The following is a 17483-nucleotide window of genomic DNA, read 5'->3' on the forward strand; positions in this document are numbered from 1 at the left end:
TCTTATCATTTGAAGGTCATTTCCATTTTAACCCTTTTCAGTTAATGTATGGGTGATGAGGCCAAATAGATATCCCAAAGTCATATTGTAGCCGGTGGATTTATGATAAACTGATACAAAAATGACCGTATAATGGAAGTGAAAGCATGCATTTTGAAACTGCACCAGCCAAGATCAACCTTACTCTGGATACACTATACAAAAGGGACGATGGATATCATGAAGTGAATATGGTCATGACGACCGTCGATCTGAACGATCAGCTCTCCTTTGAGAAAAGAACAGATGGAAAGATAGTCATTGAGACCGAACACCAGTATGTGCCGTCAGATCGCCGGAACCTCGCCTATCAGGCAGCGGAGCTCATGATGGACACATATGGCATCACGAGCGGCGTGACCATTTCAATCGAAAAGAACATACCGATTGCTGCAGGACTCGCCGGTGGATCTGCTGATGCTGCTGCAGCATTCAGGGGCATCAACGCCCTCTACAACCTTGAACTCGATATCGATACACTCGCCGAGCTCTCAGGAAAGCTTGGGTCGGATATCCCTTTTTGTGTGCATGGGGGCACGGCGCTGGCAACAGGAAGAGGGGAACAGATAGAGCACCTGCCCAAACCCCCGAATGCCTGGGTGGTACTGGCAAAGCCCAAAGTGAACGTCTCCACAAGGACAATCTACCAGGCGCTCGAGCCTGGAAAAAATGAACCGGCTTCCCCGGAGATGGTCGAAGCGATAAGGAGCAGAGACTATGCCCTGATGGTGCAGGGCCTGAAGAATGATCTTCAGGAAGTGACGATGAAGAAGTACCCGGATGTCAGAAAGCTGATTGATACGATGCTCAGCAATGGTGCGGATGGTGCCATGATGAGTGGAAGCGGGCCGACAATCTTCGGGTTCGCACACAAAGAGAGACAGGCAACGCATCTCTACAATGCAATGAAGGGATGCTGCAACGAAGTTTATAAAGTAAGATTGCTTGGATGATTGCTGAAAGCCGAACTTTTATGGTAATATCACTATATTAAATACGGTATTAGGAGTTATCTTATGAAATTTAAACGTAGTGAACGTCTAGTCTTCATGACTCAGCACCTCACCACGCACCCGAACCAGCTGATTCCGCTCACTTATTTCGTCGATAAGTTCACACAGGCGAAATCTTCCATCAGCGAGGATATCAGAATCCTTAAAGATGTCTTTGAAAATGAAGGGATCGGCACAGTGCAGACGACGGCTGGTGCAGGCGGCGGTGTGACATTCCAGCCCAGGATCAGTGATGACCGTGCCCGGGAAGTCGTCAGCCGTTTCATGGAAGTGTTGAAAATGAAGGACCGGCTGCTCCCGGGGGGATATCTGTACATGTCCGACATCATGGGCAACCCTCATCTGATGAGCGACATCGGTGAGCTGATTGCAACAATGTATGGTGATGAGACGATTGATGCCGTCGTGACGGTGGCAACAAAGGGGATATCACTCGCGAATGCGGTTGCCAGAAAATTGAATGTGCCTGTGGCAGTCATCAGGAAGGACAATAAGGTGACGGAAGGGTCCACGGTTTCCGTCAACTATGTATCAGGATCCACGCGTAAGATAGAAACGATGGTCCTTTCGAAGCGGACATTGAAGGAAGGTTCCAAAGTGCTGGTGGTGGATGATTTCCTCCGTGCAGGCGGCTCGATCACCGGGGTCATCAATCTGATGGAGGAATTCTCTGCAGAAGTGGTCGGCGTGAGTGTGCTTGTAGAAGCGAAACAGGTGGAGAACAGGCGCTTCACCGACTATACTTCGCTGCTTAAGGTATCGGAAATCGATGAGTTCAACCAGTCCTTCCTGGTAGAAGAAGGCAACTGTTTGGAGTATATTGAAGAAAGAAACGGAAAGACCAATCCATAGTCAAAGGAGTTTTATAATGCAACCCATCAATTCATCAAAAGCACCAGAAGCACTCGGCCCATACAGTCATGGCATGAAAGTCGGACAGATGTTCTATTCTTCAGGTCAGATCCCACTGAACCTTGAAGGTGAGATTGTTTCACAGGATGTCCAGGAACAGACGAAGCAGGTGATGACGAATGTCGGACATGTGCTTGAGGCGGCAGGCCTTGGGTATGACGACGTGGTCAAGACGATGATTTTCATCAGCGACATGAACGACTTCCCCCTCATCAATGAAGTTTATGGCAGCTACTTTACGGGTAAACTACCAGCAAGATCATGTGTAGAGGTCAGTCGTTTGCCCAAAGATGTGAAAGTAGAGATAGAGGTCATTGCATCTGAAGCGAACGAATAATCTGGGTGGCTCAAGCAGTACACATTCGATCCAACAATAATTATTATTGGGGGAACAAACGATGAAGATAACAGATGTAAGACTGCGAAAAGTTAACAACCAAGACACCAGAATGAAAGCGCTCGTATCCATTACTTTTGAAGATGCATTCGTAATCCATGACCTCCGGGTCATTGAAGGTAATAACGGACTATTCGTCGCCATGCCAAGCAAGCGGACGCCCGACGGGGAATTCCGTGATATCGCCCACCCGATCCATTCCGACATGCGCCAGCATGTGCAGGAAGAGGTCATGCGGGTCTATGACGAAACGGAGGATCCTGAACCTCAGGAGCCGGAAGAGCAGCAGACATCTCCGGATGATGCACCCGAGACGGCAGGGACGATTGAAGATCCATCGCAGGATGCTGCGGCACAAGACGAAGAGCATCACAGGGACGCACCGAAGCAGGGCGACCTTGAAATCGGAGATGACAAGTAGCACTCACCCGTGAAGCGTATGCTTTGCGGGTTTTTTATGGGAACAGGTATGTGATTATATTCTCTTATACCTTGAAACTCGTTCTCCACTAAAATATAATTAGGATAGTTATAAAATGGAGGGACACTATGCAAACGAGAGCAATTATCTTGGCGGCTGGAAAAGGCACACGGATGCGTTCCGAAAAGTACAAGGTTCTGCATGAAGTATGCGGCACACCGATGATTCAGCATGTCATTGGCAATTTAAGGCAAGCGGGCATTTCAGAAATCTATGCTGTCCTCGGGCATGGGTCCGAGACAGTGAGCAACTACCTTGGGGAGCAGATCCATAAGACGATCCAGGAGGAACAGCTCGGCACTGCCCATGCGGTGCGCCAGTGGAGGGAAGAGCTCCAGCATGAGGATGGCCACACTATGGTCGTGTGCGGCGACACACCGCTGATAAGCGAGACGACCATGCAGGCATTCATGGACTATCACCTCAAGACCGGATCCAAGGCAACCATCCTGTCTTCCCGTACCCAGACACCATTCGGCTACGGGCGGATCATCAGGAAGGAAAATGGCTCCGTCAAGCGCATTGTGGAAGAGAAGGATGCAGCGGATGCTGAACGGGAGATAAAGGAAGTGAGCTCCGGGACTTTCATCTTCGACAACCGCATGCTGTTCGAAGCGCTTGATAAAGTGGACAATGACAACGCCCAGAATGAATACTACCTTCCCGACGTCATCTCCATCATGCGTGACAGGGGCGCGCGTATAGAAGCTTATGTGACGCCTGATTTTGAAGAGACGCTCGGCATCAATGACAAAGTCGCTCTCGCGAATGCAGAAGCCATCCTCAGAAAACGGATCAATACGCTACATATGCAGAACGGTGTAACGCTGATTCACCCTGAGGCGACGTATATCGATGCAGAAGTTGAAATAGGCGCAGATACCGTCATCCATCCAGGAGCCATCATCCGTGGCAGCACGAAGATCGGAAAGGATGCTTTAATTTCCTCCGGTTCCGAAATCAAGGATTCGATCATCGAGGACGAAGTGGAGATCAGACAGTCAGTCGTGACTGAATCGAGGGTCGGAAGAGGAACGAAGGTCGGGCCATTCGCCCAGCTGAGGCCACAGTCTGAACTTGGAGAGGAAGTGAAGATCGGCAACTTCGTCGAAGTGAAGAAATCCCAGCTTGAGAACGGCTCCAAAGTATCGCATCTGAGCTACATCGGAGACGCCTCCATCGGTGCACGTGCCAATATCGGCTGCGGCACGATCACCGTGAACTATGATGGCAAGAACAAGTACAGGACGGAGATTGGTCAGGATGCGTTCATCGGGTGCAATTCAAACCTTGTTGCCCCGGTCAGCATCGGCGACCGCTCCTTCATAGCTGCCGGATCCACAATTACGGATCAGGTGCCTGAAGACAGCCTTGCCATTGCTAGAAACAGGCAGACGACAAAAGATGGATACTATAAAAAAGATAATTAATGGAGGATGAACATGTTAGCTTCTAGCAATCAGTACAAGAACTCAAACCTACGTCTCTTTTCCCTGAAGGCGAATGAACCGCTTGCACAAGAAATCGCAGACCATATCGGAATTCCCCTGGGTAAATGCCAGGTCAACCGCTTTTCCGACGAAGAGGTCCAGATCAATATAGAAGAAAGCGTTCGTGGGTGTGATGTGTTTGTCGTCCAATCCACAAGCCAGCCTGTCAACGAACACCTGATGGAACTGCTCATCATGATCGATGCGCTGAAACGGGCTTCTGCAGCAACAATCAACATTGTAATGCCCTACTACGGGTATGCACGCCAGGACAGGAAGAGCCGTTCCCGTGAACCGATCACTGCAAAGCTCGTCGCCAACCTGATCGAGACTGCAGGGGCCGACCGTGTCATCTCCCTGGACCTCCACGCACCGCAGCTCCAGGGCTTCTTCGACATCCCGATCGACCACCTCATGGGTGTGCCGATCCTGAGTGACTACTTCATGGAGAACAAGGATCTCGATTTCGACGAAGTCGTCGTCGTCTCTCCAGACCATGGCGGGGTGACCCGTGCACGCAAGATGGCGGACCGTCTGAAGACGCCGATCGCAATCATCGATAAAAGGCGTCCGAAGCCGAATGTGGCAGAGGTCATGAACATCGTCGGAGAAATCGAAGGGCGTACTGCAATCATCATCGATGACATCATCGATACCGGCGGTACAATGAAGCTTGCCGCCCAGGCCCTGATGGATAAAGGCGCCAAGGAAGTCTATGCATGCTGTACACACCCTGTACTGTCAGGTCCGGCGATTTCCAGGATTGAAGAATCGGTCATCAAGGAGCTGGTCGTCACGAACTCCATACAGCTGCCTGAGGATAAGAAAAGTGAGAAGATCACCGAACTTTCCGTCGGTGAACTGATGGCCCAGGCAATCGTCCGCGTCTATGAGGAAGAGTCCGTAAGCATCCTCTTTGATAATTAATGTAAAAATAATATGTTTTTTTTACAAAAGCCTGGGTAATATGCTATTATTATGCATGGCTATGTGTTAAAAGACGTATTGAAAACTGTCTGTAAATGAAAGGTGGAAATATACCATGGCAAATTTGGCCACAACGAATAGAGAAGGCAAGGCAAAACGTTCAGAAGTAACTGAACTGCGCGCGACAGGGAAGATCCCTGCAATCCTATACGGTTATCAGGTGGAGAACACTCCTGTAGCCGTAGATGAGAATGAGTTCATCAAAGTGATCCGCGAAGTCGGACGTAACGGTGTCATCGACCTCGATGTCAACGGCAAACCGGTTAAGGTGATGGTGACTGAATACCAGTTCGACTCCATCAAGAACCAGATCACACACATCGACTTCGTAGCAATCAACATGAAGTCTGAAGTTACAGTGGATGTAGCGATTGAGGTCGTTGGAGAGGCTGCAGGCGTCAAAGAAGGCGGCGTGCTCGAGCACCCGATCTTCGAAGTTTCCGTTACAGCGACACCGGATAACATCCCTGAATCCCTCGAAGTCAATGTGGAAGACATGGAAATTGGAGATACACTCTACGTTTCCGATCTTCGCTCAAAAGGCAACTTCACAATCGAGAACGAAGATGACGAAGCGGTCATTACAGTCGTTCCACCTCAGCAGGAAGAGCCTGAAGAAGACGAAGAAGGCGAAGAGGTTGAAGGCGAAGGATCCGAAGAAGCAGCAGAAGATGCTGAAGAATCTTCCGAGGAAGAGAATAAAGACGAAGAGTAATATCATGTTTGATTACGGCGGTGGACTTCCCATCGCCTTTTTTAACGTTGTATGAGGTGATGGAAATGAAATGCGTGATTGGACTTGGAAATCCAGGGAAGAAGTATGATAATACGAGGCATAATATCGGCTTCATGGCTGTGGACCATATGGCTGATATGCTCGGCATCGAAATGGCGAACAAGAAATTCAAGTGCCTCATCGGTGTCGGCTATCATAAGGGTGAGAAGGTGATGCTCGTCAAACCCCAGACATTCATGAACCTGAGTGGTGAAGGTGTACGTCCACTGCTTGATTATTACAAGGTGGCAGTGGAGGATATCCTGGTGCTGTATGATGATCTTGACCTGCCTGTCGGCAGGCTGCGTCTCAGAAAGAAAGGCAGCGGTGGCGGACACAATGGCATCAAATCACTCAATCAGCATCTGGGGACCGAAAAGTATAAGCGTATCAGGATAGGCATCGACCGCCCGGCACCCGGCGCCTCGATTCCCGACTATGTGCTTGCCAGGTTCCCAAAAAGTGAACAGCCCCTGATAGAAAAGGTTGTCACACGTACCTCCGAAGCATCGGCTGCATTTTTAACTGAGCCGTTCGAAGAAGTGATGACGGAATATAATGGTGATGTAGATGAATGACAAAGTATCCCAGAGGATCCAGAACGATGAACGCTTCCTTGAGGTCGCCGGACACAAGGATGGATTGAATATGATGGTGACAGGCATCAACGACGACTTCAAGCCTGCCTTGCTGTACGAATTGGTCCAGGCTGAAGACCGGCCGGTGGTCCTCTTCGTCCAGAATAACCATCAGATGGAGAAGTTGGCGAATCCATTGATGGATATGATGGATAATGTCCATACCTTCCCGGTCGGCGACATCATGATAGAAAATCATGCCAAGCAGAGCCCCGAATTCATGAAATCGCGGATGAGCAGCCTGTTTGCTCTGGCCCACAAGGAGCCAGGGCTATTTGTCGTACCTGTGCACGCACTGCTCAAGCCGGTGATGCCGAAAGAGAAGCTGCTCAGCTATGAAAGGACGATTGAGGTGGGCAGCATACTCGATTATGACCAGTTCATCGAGGATCTGGTGAGCCTCGGCTACAGAAGGATGAACCAGGCTGTCCATTTTGGTGAATTTGCAGTACGCGGGGACATCATCGACATATACATGCCGGAACAGCTCGTCCGGCTTGAACTGTTTGATGATGAGGTCGATTCACTCAGGTCCATCGATGCGGAAACACAGCGTTCAATCGAAAACATCAGCTCCATCACGATGGAGCCGTATGCGGAATATATCATTGAACGTGATGAACGCACGCAGCTGCTTGAGAAGATAGAGACGCTCTATCAGGAGACGCGCGAAAAGCTCGATCAGACAGGCAAGGAAACACTGGATGAATACTATGATACGGTTACGCATCCGGACCAGACCTTCAATCATCTCGTCCACTACAGCCGGCTGCTTACAGACCGTGACATCTCCATACTCGACTATATCAGTGATGACCATCGGGTCATCATCGATGAAGTGAAGAACATGGCGGCGGCCTATGAGTCGGAGTTCAACTCGGTCAGCAGCTACTATGAGTCGATGGTGGAGGCGGGACGCATGTTCAAGGGGGGAGGGAACTTCCTGGAAGGCCAGTATGAACGTCTGCTCTCCCTCCCAGGCAGCACCTACTTCACCCTCTTCACCAAAAGCATGCCTGTCGAAATGGGGCATATCGTCAAGATTTCTGTGCGTCCAACTGAAATCTATTACGGACAGTACGATATACTCGCCTCAAACCTCAACAGGATGCTGAATGATGGCTACATGATCAATATCGTCCTCCGTGACGAGGATGAAATCGACAAGACGCGCCAGTTGCTGGAAGACTTGAAGATACCGAGCTACATCGAAGAGATTCCAGTTGATTCGGGCATCGTCCTGACCCAGGGAACGTTATCGAAAGGTTTCATACTGCCATTCATGCAAGTGGCTGTACTCGGTTCGAAGGAGCTGTACAACAAGACAGCCCGCAAGAAGAAGCGTGCAAAGAAGATTTCCAACGCCGAAAAGATCAAGTCATATCAGGAACTGAATGTCGGTGACTATGTGGTGCATGTCCACCACGGGGTGGGACGCTACCTCGGAATCGAGACGCTTGAGGTAGGCGGCATCCACAACGATTATATGAAGCTCCAATACAAGGGGACCGATCAGCTCTATATCCCGGTCGATCAGATGGACCTCGTGCAGAAATACATTGCGAGTGATGACGGTCAGCCGAAGATGCATAAGCTCGGCGGTACGGAATGGAAGAAGACGAAGGCGAAGGTTGAGGCAAATGTAAATGAAATTGCCGAAGAGCTGATCAAGCTGTATCAGGAAAGAAGCCAGGCCGAAGGATTTTCATTTTCGGATGATACGGATATGCAGTCTTCCTTCGAAGAACGGTTCCCCTATGAACCGACGCCCGACCAGGCAGCCTCCATCAATGAAATCAAAAAGGATATGGAATCCTTGCGGCCGATGGACCGTCTGCTTTGTGGGGATGTAGGTTATGGCAAGACGGAAGTCGCGATACGTGCAGCCTTCAAGGCGGTGCAGGATGGCAAACAGGTGGCTTTCCTTGTGCCGACCACAATTCTTGCAGCCCAGCACTACGAAAATATGATTGAGCGGATAGAAGATTTCCCAATTAACGTGGATATGATGAGCCGCTTCCGGACTTCAGGTCAGCTGAAGAAGACGAAGGAAGGCCTTAAGAAGGGGACCGTCGATATCGTAGTGGGGACACACAAGATCCTTGGGAAGGATGTCGAATTCAAGGATCTTGGCCTGCTCATCGTCGATGAGGAGCAGCGCTTCGGTGTCCGCCATAAGGAGAAGATCAAACAGCTCAGGACCAATGTGGATGTACTGACGCTGACTGCAACCCCAATCCCAAGAACGCTGCACATGAGCCTCTCTGGTGTAAGGGACCTCTCCGTCATCGAGACGCCACCTGAAAACCGTTTCCCGGTCCAGACATATGTGCTCGAATACCAGGCCGATTTCGTGCGCGAAGCGATCGAACGGGAGCTCGCACGTGACGGTCAGGTATTCTATCTGCATAACCGTGTGGACACGATCTATCAGAAAAAGGCACATGTCGAAGCGATGGTGCCTGATGCGGAAGTGGGCGTCATGCATGCCAAGATGAATGAGAAGGAAGTGGAGGAGACGATGATGGCGTTCGTCAACGGCGAATACGATGTCCTCGTCACAACAACAATCATCGAAACGGGTGTCGATGTCCCGAATGCGAACACCCTGATCATCGAGGATGCCGACCGCTTCGGCCTGAGCCAGCTCTATCAGCTGCGCGGCCGTGTGGGACGGAGCAACCGCATCAGCTATGCCTACCTCTTCCATCAGCCGGACAAGGTGCTGACTGAAGTGGCTGAGAAAAGGCTTGAAGCGATCAAAGAATATACGGAACTCGGCAGCGGCTTCAAAATCGCGATGCGGGACCTGAATATCCGTGGTGCCGGCAACCTGCTCGGCAAGCACCAATCCGGATTCATCGATTCGGTGGGCTATGAACTCTATTCCGAGATGCTGGAGACGGCGGTCAAGGAGAAGCAGGGTGAGGCACCTGAACCGGAGCCGGTGAATATACCGATTGATGTGACACTGGATGCCTATATCCCGGCTACCTATATTTCGCATGAACAATCCAAGATCGATCTCTATAAAAGATTGAGGAAAGCCGAGTCCATAGAAGTCATAAGGGACATTGAAGATGAGCTGCTGGACCGGTTCGGCGACTATCCTGTGGAAGTGGAACGTCTTCTGCAGCTCGTGCGGATCAAGGTATATGCATTGATGTTCGGCATCTATCATGTCAAAGAGGATAAGCGCAATTTCTATCTGCATGTCTCAAAGCAGGCGACCAGCCAGATTGATGGAGAGAAACTGTTTATGGATACGCAGGAATTTGGGCGCATCATGAACATATCCGTGCAGGATGGTGAGATGCGCATCACGATTCGAAGCAGGGATGTTTCCCAGCTTGTAGAAATATTGAAGGCAGTGCAGGACAGCAGAATGGAGGAAGCAGTATGAAACGTATTGAAATAATCGGCCTTGGAAGTTCGGATTTTGACCAGATGCCCCTCGGCATCTGGCGCCGACTGGAAAGTGCCGGACGCATACATCTGCGGACGAAGGATCATCCGGCAGTCCAGGCCTTGGCCGCCGGTGGAGTGGACCTCGTGGATTACGACCATCTCTATGAGCAGCATCAAACGTTTGAGGAGACCTATGAAGCCATAGTATCGGCACTTATGGAAGAAGCGGAGCAGGGGGACGTGCTCTACGCTGTGCCGGGCCATCCGCTCTTCTATGAAACGACGACGGAACTTCTGATCGAACGGGAGAGGCAGGGGGAAGTGGTGCTGGCAATATCCGGCGGCCAGAGCTTCCTGGACCCGGTCATCACCACCCTCAGGATCCCCGTGAATGAAGGGTTCCAGGTGCTTGACGGGACGAGCTTCAAGCCAGGTGAACTGGATTACCGTAAGCACACGCTCGTTACACAAGTCTATGACCAGTACAGCCTCGGGGAGGCGAAGATATCCCTTCTGGACTATTACCCGGCAGAGACCGAAGCGAAGATTGTGGAGGCTGCGGGCAGTGCAGGGGAACAGGTCTACAGCATGGCGCTTCATGAAATCGACCATTTGGACATACAGAGCAATCTGCTCTGCCTCTACATCCCCCGTGTCGAGGACAGCAGCATGGCACAGCGCGACATTCATCATATGACGGAAATATTTGATACACTTGTGAGTGAAGAGGGGTGTCCGTGGGATAAGGTCCAGACACATGAATCGATTGAGCGCCATCTGATCGAGGAGGCGTATGAGGTGATAGAAGCGATCGAACGGCAGGACGATGAGGGGATCGTTGAAGAACTTGGCGATATACTTCTGCAGGTCGCCCTCCACAGCGCCATCGGCAAGAAGAACGGCTATTTCGACTTCTATGATGTGCTGGACAGCCTGAATGCCAAAGTCGTCAGGCGCCATCCGCACGTGTTCGGAGAAGCATCGGTGGAATCACTTGATGACCTGAGCCGTGTGTGGTCCGAGGCGAAGGCAAAAGAAGGCAAGAAGGAAAAGGTGAAATACGAGAAAGCGTATGGTGAAATCGTCCTGGAATGGATGAAGGAGACGATCCATCATGAGCGTCCACTGGAAGATATTATAAAAGAAAGAAGGGATAGGGATGAGACTTGATAAATTCCTGAAAGTGTCGAGAGTGATCAAAAGGCGTACACTTGCCAAGGAAATCAGCGATGAAGGCCGGGTTAAAGTCAATGACAGGGCGGCAAAGGCAGGCACGGACCTCTCTGTCGGGGACATCGTCGAGATAGAATTCGGCAGGAAGATCGTCACACTCGAAGTGGTGCAGCTCGAAGCGCATGCGAAGAAGGAAGACGCCGACCGGATGTACAGGATCATAAAAGAACAGAAAATTGAGAAGGATTCCAGTTTTCTCTAGTAAACAGCATGTTTATAGTGTATTTTAAAGATAGACAACGGACAAATTGAGGGTGTGTTGCCGTGAGCAAAGTTGTTAAGATCATCAATAATTACACTAGAAAACGTGAAAATGAACAGAAAACGAAACAGGACGAAAATCGTGTAGCAAAAAGGCGTACCCTGCTGTTCGGCAGCATACTGCTGGTGGCGGCGGGGATCCTGCTCCTCGTAGCCTTTAATCAGAAGAACCAGAACCAGCTGATCCATGAAGAACTGGTCCAGGCACAGGTCGTGCTCGACGAACGTAAAAATGAAGCGGAGGACCTGGAACAGCAGATCAGGCAATTGAATGATGAGGATTATATTACACGTATAGCGCGCAGTGAATTCTTCCTGTCGGAAGAAGGGGAGATTGTCTTCAACCTCTCCGATCTGGAGACGCCTGAAGAGAAAGCAGAAAAAGATGAAAACGGGAAATAGTCATTACAATAATGTAATGATTATTTTTCTTTTTAGTGATATGATAGAAGAAGATTAAATGATAATTGGGAGGATAATATATTAACATGTCAGTTGAAGTGGGCAGTAAAGTAAAAGGGAAAGTCACGGGTATAAAGAATTTCGGGGCATTTGTCCAATTGCCGGGCGGCAAGACAGGGCTCGTTCACATCAGTGAGGTTGCAGATCAGTATGTAGAGGATATCAATGAGCACCTTAGTGTAGGCGAAGAAGTTGAAGTGAAGGTCCTATCCGTTGGTGATGATGGCAAGATCAGTCTGTCCATCAAAAAAGCGAAAGAACCAAAACCTAAGCCGAAACCACGCAAGGATCCGTCTCCGGAAGACTTTGAGAAGAAACTTTCAAGCTTCCTTAAGGACAGCGAAGACCGCATGTCTACCATCAAAAGACAAACCGAATCACGCCGCGGTGGAAGAGGCAAAAAATAAATAGATATAGAGACGATTCCAGTAATCGTCTTATTTTATTTTGAGAAGGGTGAGAGTATGGAACTCTTCCGACCATGGGGGGAGCATGAAACGGTCGCCCTTGCCATATCAGGCGGGGTCGATTCCATGGTGCTGTATCATCTGCTCAGCACAACACATGCACCGGGACGGCTGATCCTCCTCCACGTGAATCATGGACAGCGGGCTGCTTCAGTTGAAGAAGCGGCATATATAGAAAAGATGGCGCAGCAGGCTGGTCACTTATGCGAGGTTGAGACTTTGAGCATACCACCTGATGCATTCAGCCAGGAGCGTGCGAGGCAAGCCCGCTACCATTTTTTCGATGTGATGATGAGAAGGCACGGCGCTGATGTGCTGATCACCGCCCATCATCTGGATGACCAGTATGAAACGATCCTCCACTCCCTGCTTTCCGGCCGTCATCTGCCTGGAGCGATGGGGATTCCTGCTGAACGGTGCAGGAAAGGATACAGGATTGTGCGTCCGCTGATCAGCGTATCCCGTGAGGAAATTGAAGCATATGCACAGAGGCATGGCGTCGTCCATTTCGAAGATGAAACGAACAGCCGGACCGATTACACGAGGAACTACATCCGTCATCGACTCATGAAGCCGATCAAAGAAAGCGCCAATCTGCAGGAAGCCCACCTGATCCGTCTGCGTGATGATATGGCGGAGATCGATGATATTCTTCAGGCGGAAGCAGAGGCGTTTCTGGAAGGTCGGGGGAAGACTCTCCCGCGGGATGACTTCAACGCGCAGAAGCACATCATCAGACTCTATATCATGCAGGCCTGGCTGAAGGCGGAAGGTGTGGAGCCGAGGCGCCGGTACCTCGAAGAGATCATGTCGGTCATCGCATCGGATACCGCAAATGCCTCCTTTGAAGCCGGAGAGATGAGCATTGTCATCTCATATGATCATATCACCAGAAGACAGGGTGAGGGTGAAAATGAAAGCATGCTGATGATCGAAGGCGATGGTAGCCATGTCTTCAATGGGTACAGGATCACCTCGAGGCTCGAGCCGCATCAATATCCACTCATGGTGCGGACGAAGGAGTCGGGGGACCGCATGCAGATACCCGGCCTCGGCACAAAAAAGCTTTCGCGTATTTTCATAGATGGAAAAGTGCCGAAGGATGAGCGGGAAAAAATGCCGGTCATCCTGGATTCGGACCGCCAAATCATTGCACTGGGTGAAATTTATAATATAATGGGTAGCAAGGAAATGAACAGTCGATTACTTATTGAAAAGGAGTTTACGGATGAGCCTTAGAAATGATATAAGCGAAGTTGTACTATCTGAAGAGGAAATTCAAAACATAGCAGAAAGGCTCGGCAGGCGGATTACTGAAGACTACGAAGGCAAGACGCCGATACTGGTCGGTCTGCTCAAGGGATCCATCATGTTCATGGGAGATCTGATCAAGTACATAGATACGCATCTGGAAATAGATTTCATGGATGTTTCAAGCTATGTGGGGACGAAATCCTCCGGTGAGGTCAAAATCCTCAAGGACCTGTCCACTTCTGTCGACGGGCGCCATGTCATCGTGGTCGAGGATATCATAGAAACAGGCACGACACTGAATTCCATCATGGACCTGATCGAATACAGGAATGCAGCATCATTGGAGATAGTGACACTGCTGGACAAGCCGATCAACAGGAAGCTTGAAGTTGATGTAAAATACGTAGGAACGGAAATACCTGATGGATTCGTCGTCGGTTATGGTCTGGATTTTGATGAAAAATACAGGAACCTGCCATATATCGGATTATTGAAACCGGAGCTCTACCAGTAAGTCAAAACAGTGGAATAATAGTGTGAAAACATGGTATTATTTCTTTTAGTCGTACTAGAAATGGAGGTTTACGGATGCCTAAGAATGTAGGCCGTAACATAGTGCTGATATTGATACTATCAGTAATAATGTTTGGTATATTTCAAAGTTTCAATGGCGATTCAGCACTTGAGGAGGAACTCCAATACGGGGAATTCCTTGAAGAACTGGATGCCGGTAATATAGAAGAACTCACAATTCAGCCAGAGCAGAACGTATATCTCATTGAAGGCCGTCTATCCGGCCAGAATGAGCAGGAATCCTTCACCTCTGTGATTCCATATAACAGCACTCAGGACCTGGATCAGATTCTTGAAACAGCAAGAGCCCAGGATGACCTGAACTTCACAATCGAACCTGCTGAAGAGCAGAGTCCTTGGACAAGCATGCTGTTTACGTTCATTCCGCTGCTACTCATCCTCTTCCTCTTCCTGTTCCTGATGAGCCAGGCACAGGGCGGCGGTGGCGGTGGCGGCCGCGTAATGAACTTCGGCAAGAGCAAGGCGAAACTCTATGATCAGAGCAAGAAAAAGGTCCGCTTTGAAGATGTAGCGGGCGCGGATGAAGAAAAGCAGGAACTCATCGAAGTGGTGGACTTCCTGAAAGATCCACGCCGTTTCGACCGCATCGGGGCGAAGATCCCGAAAGGCGTGCTGCTCGTCGGCCCGCCGGGTACAGGTAAGACACTGATCGCAAAAGCCGTGGCCGGAGAAGCGGGCGTACCTTTCTTCTCCATCAGTGGTTCCGACTTCGTCGAAATGTTCGTCGGTGTCGGTGCATCCCGTGTGCGTGACCTGTTCGAGAATGCCAAGAAGAACGCGCCATGCATCATCTTCATCGATGAGATCGATGCAGTGGGACGCCAACGTGGTGCAGGCGTCGGCGGTGGTCACGACGAACGTGAACAGACATTGAACCAGCTGCTTGTTGAGATGGATGGCTTCGGTGAGAACGAAGGCATCATCATGATCGCAGCGACGAACAGACCTGATATCCTTGACCCGGCATTGCTCCGTCCAGGCCGTTTCGACAGGCAGATTCCTGTTGGCCGTCCGGATGTCAAAGGCCGTGAGGCGGTACTTAAAGTACATGCCAAAGGCAAGCCGTTTGATGATACGGTGGATCTTGCAGCCCTCGCTGCAAGAACGCCAGGTTTCTCAGGGGCCGACCTTGAGAACCTGCTGAATGAAGCGGCACTCGTTGCTGCAAGGCAGAATAAAACCAAGATCGATATGCGTGACGTTGATGAAGCGACAGACAGGGTCATCGCCGGACCGGCCAAGAAGAGCCGTGTCATATCCGAGAAGGAACGCAATATCGTCGCATTCCACGAAGCCGGCCATACGGTCATCGGCATGGTGCTTGATGATGCTGATATGGTCCACAAGGTCACGATCGTCCCTCGTGGACAGGCAGGCGGCTACGCAGTGATGCTTCCGAAGGAAGACCGCTACTTCATGACGAAACCTGAGCTCGAAGACAAGATTGTCGGATTACTCGGGGGCCGTGTCTCCGAAGAGATCAACTTCGGTGAAGTATCCACTGGTGCCCATAACGACTTCCAGAGGTCTACAGGCATTGCACGCAGCATGGTGACTGAATACGGCATGAGTGACAAACTTGGACCGCTCCAATTCGGTGAGTCCAACGGCCAGGTCTTCCTCGGCAAGGATATGCAGTCGGATGCAAACTACTCCGACCGGATCGCCTACGAGATAGACCAGGAGATGCAGCACATCATCAAAACGCAGTATGAACGCTGCCGCGAGATATTGACGGAACACCAGGAACAGCTCACCCTCATCGCGGAAACACTGCTTGTTGAAGAAACATTGGATCGTGAACAGATCGAAGGCCTCTTCTACCATGGCAAATTGCCGGAACGCAACTACGACGACAGCCATGCAGAAGATGACAAGATCGGACCATCCTATGAAGATGTCAAAGAAGGTCTGAGCGACCGTGCAGACGAAGCGGAATCACGTGATGCGGTTGAAGAGGAAGAAACTTCCCGCTACGACGAACAACGCAGAGAGCAGCCGATTGAACAGAGGGAATCCCCACAGGAACGCAACACTGAGGAAAATCCTTTTGCAGACAGGCAGAGACAGAAGGAACAGCGGTGGGAAGAAGATAACAGAAGAAACTAATGCCAAGTCGCCTCCGGGCGACTTTTGGTGATTTATAAGGAGGAATTCCAATGGACCACCTGATTAGAGGGATTGGAATGAATGATGAAATTCGTATTTTCTCTGTAGATACTACAGACACAGTAAATGAAGCAGTGGAAAGACATGGTGCCTATCCGACTGCAGCAGCTGCACTCGGCCGTACGATGACTGCAGGACTCATGATGGGCGCCATGCTCAAGAATGAGGAGAAGGTGACGGTGACCGTCCAGGGCGGCGGACCAATCGGCGCAATCGTCGTCGACAGCAATGCGAAAGGCAAAGTCCGCGGCTACCTTGGAAATCCGCAGGTGCATTTCCCCCTCAATAATGCCGGGAAACTCGATGTACGCCGTGCGGTAGGAACCGATGGATTCGTCAATGTTGCCAAGGATATAGGATTGAAAGAGCATTTTACAGGCTCCACGGAAATCGTCTCCGGTGAAATCGGAGAGGACTTCTCCTACTACTTCTATGCAAGTGAACAGGTGCCATCCATTGTGGCGCTCGGGGTGCTCGTCAATCCCGACAACACAATCAAATCTGCCGGCGGATTCATCATCCAGGTGATGCCCGGGGCAAGTGATGAGACGATGACCTTCCTTGATGAGCGGGCAAAGGAAATGACGCCTGTGTCCAAACTGATCGACCATGGGCTGTCGCCTCAAGAAATCATTGATGAGGCAATCGGAGAAGAGAATTGGAGAGAGCTGGATGAAATGCCGGTGGAATTCGAGTGCAGCTGTTCGAAGGAGCGGTTCATCAATGCGATCGCTTCCCTCGATCCATCCGAAATCGTCGCCATGATCAAGGAAGATGGCGGTGCTGAAGCGGACTGCCACTTCTGCCGGAATAAGGTGTGGATTGAAAAGGAAGAACTGCAGGAGCTCATTACGCATTAAAATTGATTTGGGAAGCCAAAAATGGTATGTTATCCATAGTTAC

The 17483-nt window shown here is 50.3% G+C and carries 17 protein-coding genes; all 17 read left to right on the forward strand.

Translation table 11 applies throughout. The annotated features are described in order from the left end of the window. Window positions 1-146: 146 nt before the first annotated feature. The 17 genes from ispE to hslO all read left to right on the forward strand — a co-directional run bounded on the left by ispE (window position 147) and on the right by hslO (window position 17440). A complete protein-coding gene (gene ispE / locus LLU09_RS07015) occupies window positions 147-992 on the forward strand; it encodes a 4-(cytidine 5'-diphospho)-2-C-methyl-D-erythritol kinase (protein ID WP_228311143.1) in 846 nt (281 codons plus the stop codon). A gap of 63 nt (window positions 993-1055) precedes the next feature. Continuing rightward, entirely contained in the window at window positions 1056-1904 is an 849-nt protein-coding gene (gene purR / locus LLU09_RS07020) for a pur operon repressor (RefSeq protein ID WP_040106333.1), read from the forward strand. A 16-nt stretch (window positions 1905-1920) separates the two neighbouring features. Next, window positions 1921-2301 carry a RidA family protein gene (locus LLU09_RS07025; RefSeq protein WP_228311144.1) on the forward strand — a complete coding sequence of 127 codons (381 nt, stop codon included), beginning with the start codon at window positions 1921-1923 and terminating at the stop codon, window positions 2299-2301. A 61-nt stretch (window positions 2302-2362) separates the two neighbouring features. After that, on the forward strand, window positions 2363-2782 hold the full coding sequence (spoVG, locus tag LLU09_RS07030; protein WP_228311145.1) for a septation regulator SpoVG: 420 nt from the start codon (window positions 2363-2365) through the stop codon (window positions 2780-2782). A gap of 128 nt (window positions 2783-2910) precedes the next feature. Then, complete coding sequence (gene glmU, locus LLU09_RS07035; protein WP_228311146.1) at window positions 2911-4272, forward strand: bifunctional UDP-N-acetylglucosamine diphosphorylase/glucosamine-1-phosphate N-acetyltransferase GlmU; 1362 nt, start codon at window positions 2911-2913, stop codon at window positions 4270-4272. Window positions 4273-4284: 12 nt separating this feature from the next. After that, window positions 4285-5259, forward strand: coding sequence for a ribose-phosphate diphosphokinase (locus LLU09_RS07040; protein WP_228311147.1), 975 nt, complete (start codon window positions 4285-4287; stop codon window positions 5257-5259). 115 nt (window positions 5260-5374) lie between these two features. Next, entirely contained in the window at window positions 5375-6034 is a 660-nt protein-coding gene (locus LLU09_RS07045; protein ID WP_228311148.1) for a 50S ribosomal protein L25/general stress protein Ctc, read from the forward strand. A gap of 65 nt (window positions 6035-6099) precedes the next feature. Continuing rightward, window positions 6100-6672 (forward strand): aminoacyl-tRNA hydrolase, encoded by a 573-nt coding sequence (gene pth / locus LLU09_RS07050; RefSeq protein WP_228311149.1) that lies wholly within the window; start codon window positions 6100-6102, stop codon window positions 6670-6672. Further along, complete coding sequence (mfd, locus tag LLU09_RS07055; protein WP_228311150.1) at window positions 6665-10135, forward strand: transcription-repair coupling factor; 3471 nt, start codon at window positions 6665-6667, stop codon at window positions 10133-10135. The genes pth and mfd overlap by 8 nt, the downstream gene beginning before the upstream one ends. Beyond that, window positions 10132-11310, forward strand: a complete 1179-nt coding sequence (locus LLU09_RS07060) for a MazG nucleotide pyrophosphohydrolase domain-containing protein (RefSeq protein ID WP_228311151.1) — start codon at window positions 10132-10134, stop codon at window positions 11308-11310. The genes mfd and LLU09_RS07060 overlap by 4 nt, the downstream gene beginning before the upstream one ends. Then, complete coding sequence (locus tag LLU09_RS07065; protein ID WP_040106324.1) at window positions 11300-11575, forward strand: RNA-binding S4 domain-containing protein; 276 nt, start codon at window positions 11300-11302, stop codon at window positions 11573-11575. Before LLU09_RS07060 ends, LLU09_RS07065 begins: the two co-directional genes overlap by 11 nt. A 62-nt stretch (window positions 11576-11637) precedes the next feature. Beyond that, a complete protein-coding gene (locus LLU09_RS07070; RefSeq protein WP_228311152.1) occupies window positions 11638-12036 on the forward strand; it encodes an FtsB family cell division protein in 399 nt (132 codons plus the stop codon). 86 nt (window positions 12037-12122) lie between these two features. Then, entirely contained in the window at window positions 12123-12503 is a 381-nt protein-coding gene (locus LLU09_RS07075) for a S1 domain-containing RNA-binding protein (protein ID WP_175287837.1), read from the forward strand. Window positions 12504-12560: 57 nt separating this feature from the next. Next, the gene (gene tilS, locus LLU09_RS07080; RefSeq protein WP_228311153.1) at window positions 12561-13802 is read left to right on the forward strand and encodes a tRNA lysidine(34) synthetase TilS; all 1242 of its coding nucleotides are present in this window, start codon (window positions 12561-12563) and stop codon (window positions 13800-13802) included. After that, on the forward strand, window positions 13792-14331 hold the full coding sequence (gene hpt, locus LLU09_RS07085) for a hypoxanthine phosphoribosyltransferase (RefSeq protein WP_228311154.1): 540 nt from the start codon (window positions 13792-13794) through the stop codon (window positions 14329-14331). The genes tilS and hpt overlap by 11 nt, the downstream gene beginning before the upstream one ends. Before the next feature lie 74 nt (window positions 14332-14405). Next, window positions 14406-16520: an ATP-dependent zinc metalloprotease FtsH gene (gene ftsH, locus LLU09_RS07090; protein WP_228311155.1), complete on the forward strand. Its 2115-nt coding sequence runs from the start codon at window positions 14406-14408 to the stop codon at window positions 16518-16520. 50 nt (window positions 16521-16570) lie between these two features. Continuing rightward, entirely contained in the window at window positions 16571-17440 is an 870-nt protein-coding gene (hslO, locus tag LLU09_RS07095; RefSeq protein WP_228311156.1) for an Hsp33 family molecular chaperone HslO, read from the forward strand. Window positions 17441-17483 lie beyond the last annotated feature (43 nt).

The sequence above is a fragment of the Salinicoccus sp. RF5 genome (assembly GCF_020786625.1).
GTDB lineage: Bacteria > Bacillota > Bacilli > Staphylococcales > Salinicoccaceae > Salinicoccus.